The following is an 8,367-nucleotide window of genomic DNA, read 5'->3' as shown; positions in this document are numbered from 1 at the left end:
ATTTCTTTAAGAAAGTAAGATCCCTGAGAGATGATCAGGTAGATAGGTCAGAAGTGGAAGGCTAGTGATAGTTGGAGCGGACTGATACTAATCGATCGAGGACTTAACCAAGTAAAAGTAAAACTCGGAAAGAGTTTTGATTCTTCAATCCAGTTTTGAGTGAGCAACACTTACTCAATTGAATAGTGTGGTGGCGATAGCAAGAAGGATACACCTGTAACCATGCCGAACACAGAAGTTAAGCTTCTTAGCGCCGATTGTAGTGAAGGGTTTCCCTTTGTGAGAGTAGGACGTCGCCACGCTGTATCATTCCGGCATAGCTCAGTTGGTAGTAGCGCATGACTGTTAATCATGATGTCGTAGGTTCGAGTCCTACTGCCGGAGTTCTCTAATAGAGAAACAAAACAAGGGTATTGAGCTTCTTTACGCCTGGAGAGTTGTCCGAGTGGCCGAAGGAGCATGATTGGAAATCATGTAGATGGCTAACGCTGTCTCAAGGGTTCGAATCCCTTACTCTCCGTTTAAACATTGGTCCGTTGGTCAAGTGGTTAAGACACCGCCCTTTCACGGCGGTAACACGGGTTCGAGTCCCGTACGGATCATTACAATATAATGAACACCCACGGGGGTTTAGCTCAGCTGGGAGAGCATCTGCCTTACAAGCAGAGGGTCAGCGGTTCGAACCCGTTAACCCCCATTACGGTTTGGTAGTTCAGTTGGTTAGAATGCCTGCCTGTCACGCAGGAGGTCGCGGGTTCGAGTCCCGTCCAGACCGTTTTCATTATTTTTGTAAAAAAACATATACTTATATGGCTCGGTAGCTCAGTTGGTAGAGCAATGGATTGAAGCTCCATGTGTCGGCAGTTCGATTCTGTCCCGCGCCACCATGGAGGAGTAGCGAAGTGGCTAAACGCGACGGACTGTAAATCCGTTCCTTAGGGTTCAGTGGTTCGAATCCACTCTCCTCCATTCATAGGGGCATAGTTTAAAGGTAGAACAGCGGTCTCCAAAACCGTTAGTGTGGGTTCAATTCCTGCTGCCCCTGCCATTATATATTTTAAGCAATTTTCACATCACGGCGGATGTGGCGAAGTGGTTAACGCACCGGATTGTGGCTCCGGCATTCGTGGGTTCGATTCCCATCATTCGCCCTTTTCAATTTTGGGGTATAGCCAAGCGGTAAGGCAACGGACTTTGACTCCGTCATGCGTTGGTTCGAATCCAGCTACCCCAGTTACAATCTTTTCTTGATTGTATAAAGCAACAATAGTATAATGGCGGTATAGCCAAGTGGTAAGGCAGAGGTCTGCAAAACCTTCATCACCGGTTCAAATCCGGTTACCGCCTTCGTACTAAATTATACACTTTCAACATGCCGGCGTGGCGGAATTGGCAGACGCGCTGGACTCAAAATCCAGTGCCCGTTGAGGGCGTGCCGGTTCGACCCCGGCCGCCGGTATCGATGATATACCTTTCTTCTTAGAAGAAAGGTATATTTTTTTTGACTTTGAATATAGTCGAATCTAAAAAGCCAATTGGAAAGTAGGCAATTTCCAATTGGCTTACAATACATGCCAATCATTTGTTATCGGCATTAGCCATAAGTTTAATTATCTGCACGTCTTTAGCAGGGACATCGATAGTATTGACCCTTTGGCCATCGAGAAGAGAATACCCTTGATTTTTTAGTACGATTTTTTCGTTGTTATCTGTATGGTTGATCAAGAAGAGCAAGGTGTAGTCCTTACCTTTGCGGCAAGTCACAGACACTGGCGTATCTGCTGCTATAAATCTTAATGCTGTTTTTTCTAGATGATTGTCATGGAAAATTTTTGCTAATACGAGTGACAAATCTGATGGTGCTAATTCAGTGCCAATATAATAAGCATACCCGTCACCATAATGATTCACTGTGATCGCAGGGGAGTCTTTCAAGTCATCATTGGCGAAATATCCAAATGACGTTGCTTGATCTAAATGAATGACTTCTTCCCATAAATTACTTGTGAATGTGTGCTGGTCAAAGGTGATTTTTCCGTGCATAGTTTCTTTTAAAGGGGAGAATTCTTCGACAGTAATGCCTAGTGTCTCTTTAAAGAGGCCAGGGTAACCGCCTAAATATACTTGATCATTTTCATTGACGATACCGCTGAAGAAATTGGTCAAGAAAACACCACCATTGGCCACGTAATTATTGATTTTCTTACCAAACGATTGATGGGCTGAATATAGATTTGGTGCAATCACAAAGCGATAGGCGCTGATATCTTCATCTGGGTGGACAAAGTCGACAGTTACATTCAAATCCCTCAAAGCTTCGTATAAACGGCTCATTTGATGAATATATTTTAATGAACGTGGTTTTGCATCAAGTTCCAGCGCCCACCAGTTTTCCCAATCGAAAACTACAGCTACGTCCGCCATGAATTGTGTACCAACCACTTCCTGCAATTCTTTTAGTTCATTGCCTAACTGACAGCATTCTTTGAAGACACGACTCTCAGCAGGTTGACCATGTGGGACAACTGCGCTATGGAATTTCTCAGCGCCGCCCCTTGATTGCCGCCATTGAAAGAACATGATCCCATCAGAGCCATGAGCAATCGCTTCATAACTCCACAAGCGCATTTGACCAGCTTTTTTTCTCCCGTTGACTTCCCGCCAGTTTACGGCACTTGGGGCTTGTTCCATGATCAAAAACGGCTTTTTCTTAAGGCTGCGGGTTAGGTCATTGGCTAGAAATTGAGGGTAGGGCATCGGACTAAAAGGATTTGGGTATGTGTTCCAACTCACAACATCCATTTCAGGAGCCCATTTGAAACCGTCTACATATTTATGTAACCCCATAAGGTTCGTCATGAATGGTATATTTTTTGAGTAGGTAGCGATTGCTTCTTTTTCAATCAAGTAAATTTCAAGGTTCATCGCTGAAATAAAGCGTGCATAATCCAATTGTTGTGCGGGATTTTTGAAGGTTGGCATTTGTTCAGGCAAGAAGATTTCATGCCACTCCCTATAGCTTTGACTCCAAAATTTCGTTGACCATGCAGTATTCAATGCATCGATCGTTTGGTATTTATCTTCTAACCATTGTTGGAATCTAGTGCGGCATCGAGCGCAATAGCACTCATGGATATGACAAGTATATTCGTTGTTGATATGCCACATGACGATTCCAGGATGGTCATGGTATCTTTTGGCCACTTCTGCAGACAATACTGCCGCATAGTGTCGATAAGTCTCTGAAGTCGGGCAGTAATGCTGTCTTGAGCCGTGTACCAAACGATTGCCATGAATAGTCATCGGCATCATATCTGGGTATTTGTTTACCAGCCATGCAGGAGGAGAAGCGGTACCGTTAGCCAGATCAATCATTATTTCGTTCTGATATAATAAATCGATCAACCAATCAAGAAACGCAAAATCAAAGGTTGATTCATTTGGTTGGAGGGATACCCAACCAAAAATATTGATACTCACGTAATTGACGCCAGCTTGTTTCATCAGTGTCATATCTTCTAAAATAACATCTTTTGACCATTGCTCAGGATTGTAATCTGCACCATAATACATCTGGGTTTGTTTTTTCAATTTTTTTCACCTCATAAAATAGATAGTTGCTACGTGTATTCTAGCAAAATAAAAAGGCTCATGTCAGCGCTACCATCACATTGCTTTAAATCATGCAAAAATACGAAAATTGTTCAAAAAGAGATTTATTTCTATGATAAAGCAAGTCAGAGGGGTTTTCGTTGCAATCCTTTTGACTTGCTGTTTTTTTATATGAAAGTTAAAATTACTTATATGTGATTATATAAAGTTATTTTTTGATGATGAGTTATTTTACTCAGTTATTTTAAAATAAATTTTGTTTGACTTTAATCAGTTTTTATTCATATAAATCTTTTCATACACCTTATATAATCTCTTTCATGCATATGTATGTATAAAACAAATACCAATTTTGTTATTTTAGTTAGTCTATCAAAGGAGCGAACAAAATGACCAAACCTATCCAACTATTTTCGGAAATCGGACGTTTGCGTAAAGTTATGCTGCATCGGCCAGGAGCTGAGTTAGAAAATCTGATGCCAGATTATCTGGATCGATTATTATTTGATGATATCCCTTTTTTACAACAAGCACAAAAAGAACATGATTTCTTTGCTGATACATTGAGGCAAAATGGTGTGGAGGTGTTGTATCTTGAAGATCTTGCAGCTGAAACATTGATTTCTACAGAAGCCAAAGAAGTCTTCTTAAACAGCTTCTTGGATGAAGCACTGATTCAAGATGAATATATCCGAAAAGAAGTTTTTGCGTACTTTATGTCCATCAAAGATCCTCGGTCCTTGATCGATCATACGATGGCTGGATTAAAAAAGAATGAATTATCGATACCTGACCGGTTGAATTTAACCGCCCTTGTAGAGGAAAGCTATCCCTTTTTGATCGATCCAATGCCTAACCTTTATTTTACGCGAGACCCTTTTGCTACTATCGGAAACAGTGTGTCCTTAAATCGCATGTATGCGCAAACACGCCGTCGTGAAACGTTATATGGCAATCAAATTTTTCATCACCATCCAATGTTTGCGGAGAATCAAATCAATTTCTTATATCACAGAGATGACACAACCCGTATTGAAGGCGGCGATCAGTTGATTTTGTCCGATAAGTTGGTGGCTATCGGTATTTCTCAACGAACAGAAGTGGCCTCGATCGAAAAAATTGCCCAAACGATTTTTGAGACTGAACCAAGTTTTGAACATATTTTGGCTTTCAATATTGGAGAAGAGCGCAAATTCATGCATTTGGATACTGTTTTTACAATGGTAGATAAGGATATTTTTACGATTCATCCTGAAATCGAAGAGGAACTTTCTGTCTATTCGATCAGCAAAAAGAAAAATGGGGTGCAAATTTTTGAAGAAAGAGATACTTTAGCCCATATTTTGTGCCGTTATTTGGATTTGACAGCTGTTCAACTCATTCGTTGTGGGGGGGATGACTTTACTGCCGCTGCTAGAGAACAATGGAATGATGGTTCGAATACATTGGCGATCGCTCCAGGGGAAGTCATCGTTTACGATCGTAATTTAGTCACAAATCGGTTATTGAAGGAAGCAGGAATCAAATTGAACGAAATCCCTGGCAGCGAGTTAGTCAGAGGGCGAGGCGGTCCACGGTGCATGAGTATGCCGTTTATACGAGAATATATATAACAGTGTTATTTTAAATTTTTTGTTGATTTTGGTTATTGTATAAGTTAAAAAATAGAATAGATTTTCATAAAAGAAAGATTTGAAACGAAAAATGTTTTCTCATCTTTCTTTTTTTAGATAAAATACCAGCATTTTTTGTGAAAAGGATTTCTTTCAGTCAAAATGTGTAATTTTTGTGACTTTTATATGTAAAGACTATAAAAAAACAGGCCAAACCTTGTTCTGACAAGAAATTTATGTTACGGTTATATTAGAAAACGTGAATAGGTGAAGGTATTTGCCACTCATTGATTTTGAACATCTTACGCACAGCGAATGCCACATGCATGATTTGTAGTGGTTTTTTTTTGCGGGAAAAATAAGAAAGCAGGTGAAAAAATGGCAGTTGATGCAATTCGATTATTACAAGAAGCTGAACAATTTGCAGAAGCAAAAAATAAAGAAGCAGAAGCAGATAAAAAACAGTTAGCTGAAGAAAGAAAAATCAGATTGAGTGCTTTTCAAGAGGAATTGGCACAAAAGGAAGCACAGCAAAAAAACTTGATCAAAGAGAAAATTGCAGCAGAATTGGTACAATCTAAAGAACCATTGTTGGAAAAGACGCAAGCAGAAGTGAAAACGCTACGTTCTATCCCTCAAGCACTGAAAGAAGAAGCATTAGCAATAATAATAAATAAGGTTGTGACATAAATGGCAATTGCAAAAATGCAAAAGTTCAGTCTGCTGACCTTTTACGAACAGAAAGAAGCTGTTTTATCACAGCTGCAAGACTTTCAAGGCGTAGAGTTGCTTGCTTCAGAGAAGTATTATGCAACTGAAGAAACAACAGGTATACTGACCTCCGTACATGAGGAACAAGCAGAAGAACTGGAAAACCAGTATGGCCAAGTCAACTGGAGTTTAAATTTTATCGAAGAATATGTACCAAAACAAAGTATGCTGGCTAAACTGCGTCAGCCTATCAAACAATATACCATTCAAGAATTGGCCCATATCGCCCACACCTATCCTTGGCAAGAACTTTGCCAAACCCTTCGTAAACATGACAAACGTCTTCGACTGATTGATCAAGATAAAAGAGATGTATTGGCGCAAGAAGCAGAGTTGTCGATTTGGAAGTATTTTAAAGAACGGCCCAGTGTACTCAATGAGTTAAAAAAAGCTGGCGGACAACTTGGGATGATCCCAAATACAGAGGTTGATGCTTTCATACAGGAAAGTGAAAGGATGCCACTACTCTATGTCGAAACGATCTATCAATCTCAATCTACAGCTTATGTGTTGGTTCTTTTTCATAAAGATATCAAAGACAAAGCCACCACTCTTTTGAAAAAAGCGGCTTTTGAGCAGTATATCTATCCATACCAAGGTATGCCGGAGGAAGACTTAGCAGCACTGAAAAATAAATCCCAAACGTTAATAGATGAAGAAAAATCAATCAAAGCGACATTACAAGCGATGATTTCAGAACAAGAACAATTAAAAATCGTTGCTGAGTATTTGGATGGTGCCATCAAGCGGGCAAAAAGCAATGAATTATTGTTGCGTTCAGCCCATGCTGTATCGATTTCTGGGTGGATTCCTGTAGATGCTGCCAAAGCATTGGAAGCCCGCATCAAGAAAGGCACTGCTGGAACCTATTACCTCGAATACCAAGAAGTGACGGAAAAAGAAATAGCAGAAGTACCGATATTATTGGAGAATTCACGCTGGATCAAACCTTTTGAAGGACTTGTTCGGATGTACAGCTTGCCGCAGTATGATGAGTTGGATCCGACACCATTTATGGCGCCTTTTTATATGGTAGCATTTGGGATGATGGTCGCTGACTTTGGTTATGGTCTGCTCTTGTTTTTGGCTACTTTGATTGGAAAAAAAGTCTTTCACTTGAGCCAAGGGCTGTCAGAAAATTTGACGTTGTTTCAACTATGTTCGATTCCAACGATTATCTGGGGCTTGATCTATGGGAACTTCTTTGGTTTTGAATTTTCATTCCAATTGTTGTCAGCCCAAGATGATGTCAACCAAATTTTGGTGCTTTCTGTAATTTTTGGTTATATCCAAATTATGTTTGGCTTGGCATTGAAATTTTATGTCCTGTGGAAGAAGAAAGACCAAAAATTGCAAGCATTGTTCCAAGCGGGCTCGTGGATGGTCTTCCTTGTCAGTGTGGTCTTCGTTGCTTTAGGCATGCTGCTTTTCCCTGATACACCCATGCAAACAGTTGGGTTGATCTTACTGGCTGCGAGTTTATTGGCCGTAGTGATCGGCGGGAGTTTTGAAGGCAATACATTGGTCGGCAAAATCGGCTCAGGTTTATATAGTCTGATGGATGTGACCAATTATGTTGGTGATTTGATCAGTTACACACGTCTGATGGCATTAGGTGTGGCTGGCGGGAGTATTGCTTCAGCCTTCAACTTGATCATCAGCTATTTACCTGTACCAGCACGCTTTACCGTTGGTATTTTACTCTTTGTAGCCTTGCATGGCTTAAATATCTTTTTGAGTTATTTGAGTGCCTATGTTCACGGGATCCGTTTACAGTATTTAGAGTATTTCGGTAAATTTTTCACTGGAGGCGGACGTGCCTTCGACCCATTTAAATCAAACGAAAAATATGTAGAAGTTGTCTCAGAAAATGAGATACAGGAGGAAAAGAATGGAAAATTGGATTAGTTTCTTTTATGAATATGGCGGCATTGTCTTTGCGGCTTTAGGTGTTGCAACAGCAACGATTTGCGGTGGGATCGGTTCAACGATCGGTGTCGGAATGACCAGTGAGGCTGCGGCTGGTTTGATTGCTGAACAACCAGAAAAATTTGGACAAGCATTGATCTTGGAATTATTATCTAGTACCCAAGGATTGTATGGGTTCGTTATCTCATTTATGATTTTTGGACAAATCAGCGGCGGCATCACCCTTGACCGCGGATTGTATCTATTTATTGCTTCTTTACCAATTGCGTTGACAGCAATTATTGCAGGTAAATGGCAAGGACGTGCGGCAAGTGCAGCGATGCAGATCTTAGCCAAAAAACCAGAACATGTGACCAAAGGGATTATCTTTGTGGCGATGATGGAAACGTATTGTATTTTAGGGTTCGTTATTTCCTTCTTGCTTGTCTTGAATTAAGAGGGG

Annotated in this window: 5 protein-coding genes, 12 tRNA genes and 2 rRNA genes (1 of these 19 only partly in view); 18 read left to right on the top strand and 1 reads right to left on the bottom strand. The window is 40.6% G+C overall.

The genetic code is table 11. From position 1 onward, the window contains the following. The 14 genes from IGI41_RS10050 to IGI41_RS09985 all read left to right on the top strand — a co-directional run. Positions 1-111 (top strand): 23S ribosomal RNA (locus IGI41_RS10050); it begins 2,804 nt to the left of the window's first position. A gap of 75 nt (positions 112-186) precedes the next feature. Beyond that, positions 187-302, top strand: a 5S ribosomal RNA gene (gene rrf, locus IGI41_RS10045). An 8-nt stretch (positions 303-310) separates the two neighbouring features. Next, positions 311-384: transfer RNA gene (locus tag IGI41_RS10040), tRNA-Asn, on the top strand. A 47-nt stretch (positions 385-431) separates the two neighbouring features. Next, positions 432-520, top strand: a tRNA-Ser gene (locus IGI41_RS10035). Between the two features lie 10 nt (positions 521-530). Beyond that, positions 531-602: transfer RNA gene (locus IGI41_RS10030), tRNA-Glu, on the top strand. 22 nt (positions 603-624) lie between these two features. After that, positions 625-697: transfer RNA gene (locus IGI41_RS10025), tRNA-Val, on the top strand. A 4-nt stretch (positions 698-701) separates the two neighbouring features. Continuing rightward, positions 702-775 (top strand) — tRNA-Asp (locus tag IGI41_RS10020). A 36-nt stretch (positions 776-811) separates the two neighbouring features. Then, positions 812-887: transfer RNA gene (locus IGI41_RS10015), tRNA-Phe, on the top strand. A gap of 1 nt (position 888) precedes the next feature. Then, positions 889-969, top strand: a tRNA-Tyr gene (locus tag IGI41_RS10010). 5 nt (positions 970-974) lie between these two features. Continuing rightward, positions 975-1,048, top strand: a tRNA-Trp gene (locus tag IGI41_RS10005). 30 nt (positions 1,049-1,078) lie between these two features. Further along, positions 1,079-1,151 (top strand) — tRNA-His (locus IGI41_RS10000). 11 nt (positions 1,152-1,162) lie between these two features. Next, positions 1,163-1,234: transfer RNA gene (locus IGI41_RS09995), tRNA-Gln, on the top strand. A gap of 42 nt (positions 1,235-1,276) precedes the next feature. Then, a tRNA-Cys gene (locus IGI41_RS09990) sits at positions 1,277-1,347 on the top strand. Between the two features lie 27 nt (positions 1,348-1,374). Further along, positions 1,375-1,459: transfer RNA gene (locus IGI41_RS09985), tRNA-Leu, on the top strand. Between the two features lie 119 nt (positions 1,460-1,578). Here IGI41_RS09985 and IGI41_RS09980 read toward each other — a convergent pair. After that, positions 1,579-3,591 carry a beta-galactosidase gene (locus IGI41_RS09980; protein WP_430609644.1) on the bottom strand — a complete coding sequence of 671 codons (2,013 nt, stop codon included), beginning with the start codon at positions 3,589-3,591 and terminating at the stop codon, positions 1,579-1,581. 410 nt (positions 3,592-4,001) lie between these two features. Between IGI41_RS09980 and arcA the strand changes: the two genes are divergently transcribed. The 4 genes from arcA to IGI41_RS09960 all read left to right on the top strand — a co-directional run bounded on the left by arcA (position 4,002) and on the right by IGI41_RS09960 (position 8,361). Further along, positions 4,002-5,225 (top strand): arginine deiminase, encoded by a 1,224-nt coding sequence (gene arcA, locus IGI41_RS09975; RefSeq protein WP_430609643.1) that lies wholly within the window; start codon positions 4,002-4,004, stop codon positions 5,223-5,225. A gap of 378 nt (positions 5,226-5,603) precedes the next feature. Next, entirely contained in the window at positions 5,604-5,915 is a 312-nt protein-coding gene (locus tag IGI41_RS09970) for a hypothetical protein (RefSeq protein ID WP_430609642.1), read from the top strand. Beyond that, positions 5,916-7,904: a V-type ATP synthase subunit I gene (locus IGI41_RS09965; RefSeq protein WP_430609641.1), complete on the top strand. Its 1,989-nt coding sequence runs from the start codon at positions 5,916-5,918 to the stop codon at positions 7,902-7,904. Continuing rightward, positions 7,888-8,361, top strand: coding sequence for a V-type ATP synthase subunit K (locus IGI41_RS09960; RefSeq protein ID WP_430609640.1), 474 nt, complete (start codon positions 7,888-7,890; stop codon positions 8,359-8,361). Before IGI41_RS09965 ends, IGI41_RS09960 begins: the two co-directional genes overlap by 17 nt. Positions 8,362-8,367 lie beyond the last annotated feature (6 nt).

This window comes from Enterococcus sp. DIV0876 (assembly GCF_050529585.1).
GTDB lineage: Bacteria > Bacillota > Bacilli > Lactobacillales > Enterococcaceae > Enterococcus_D.
The sequence above is the reverse complement of the archived record's forward strand: the minus strand, read 5'-3'. Positions and strand labels throughout refer to the sequence as shown.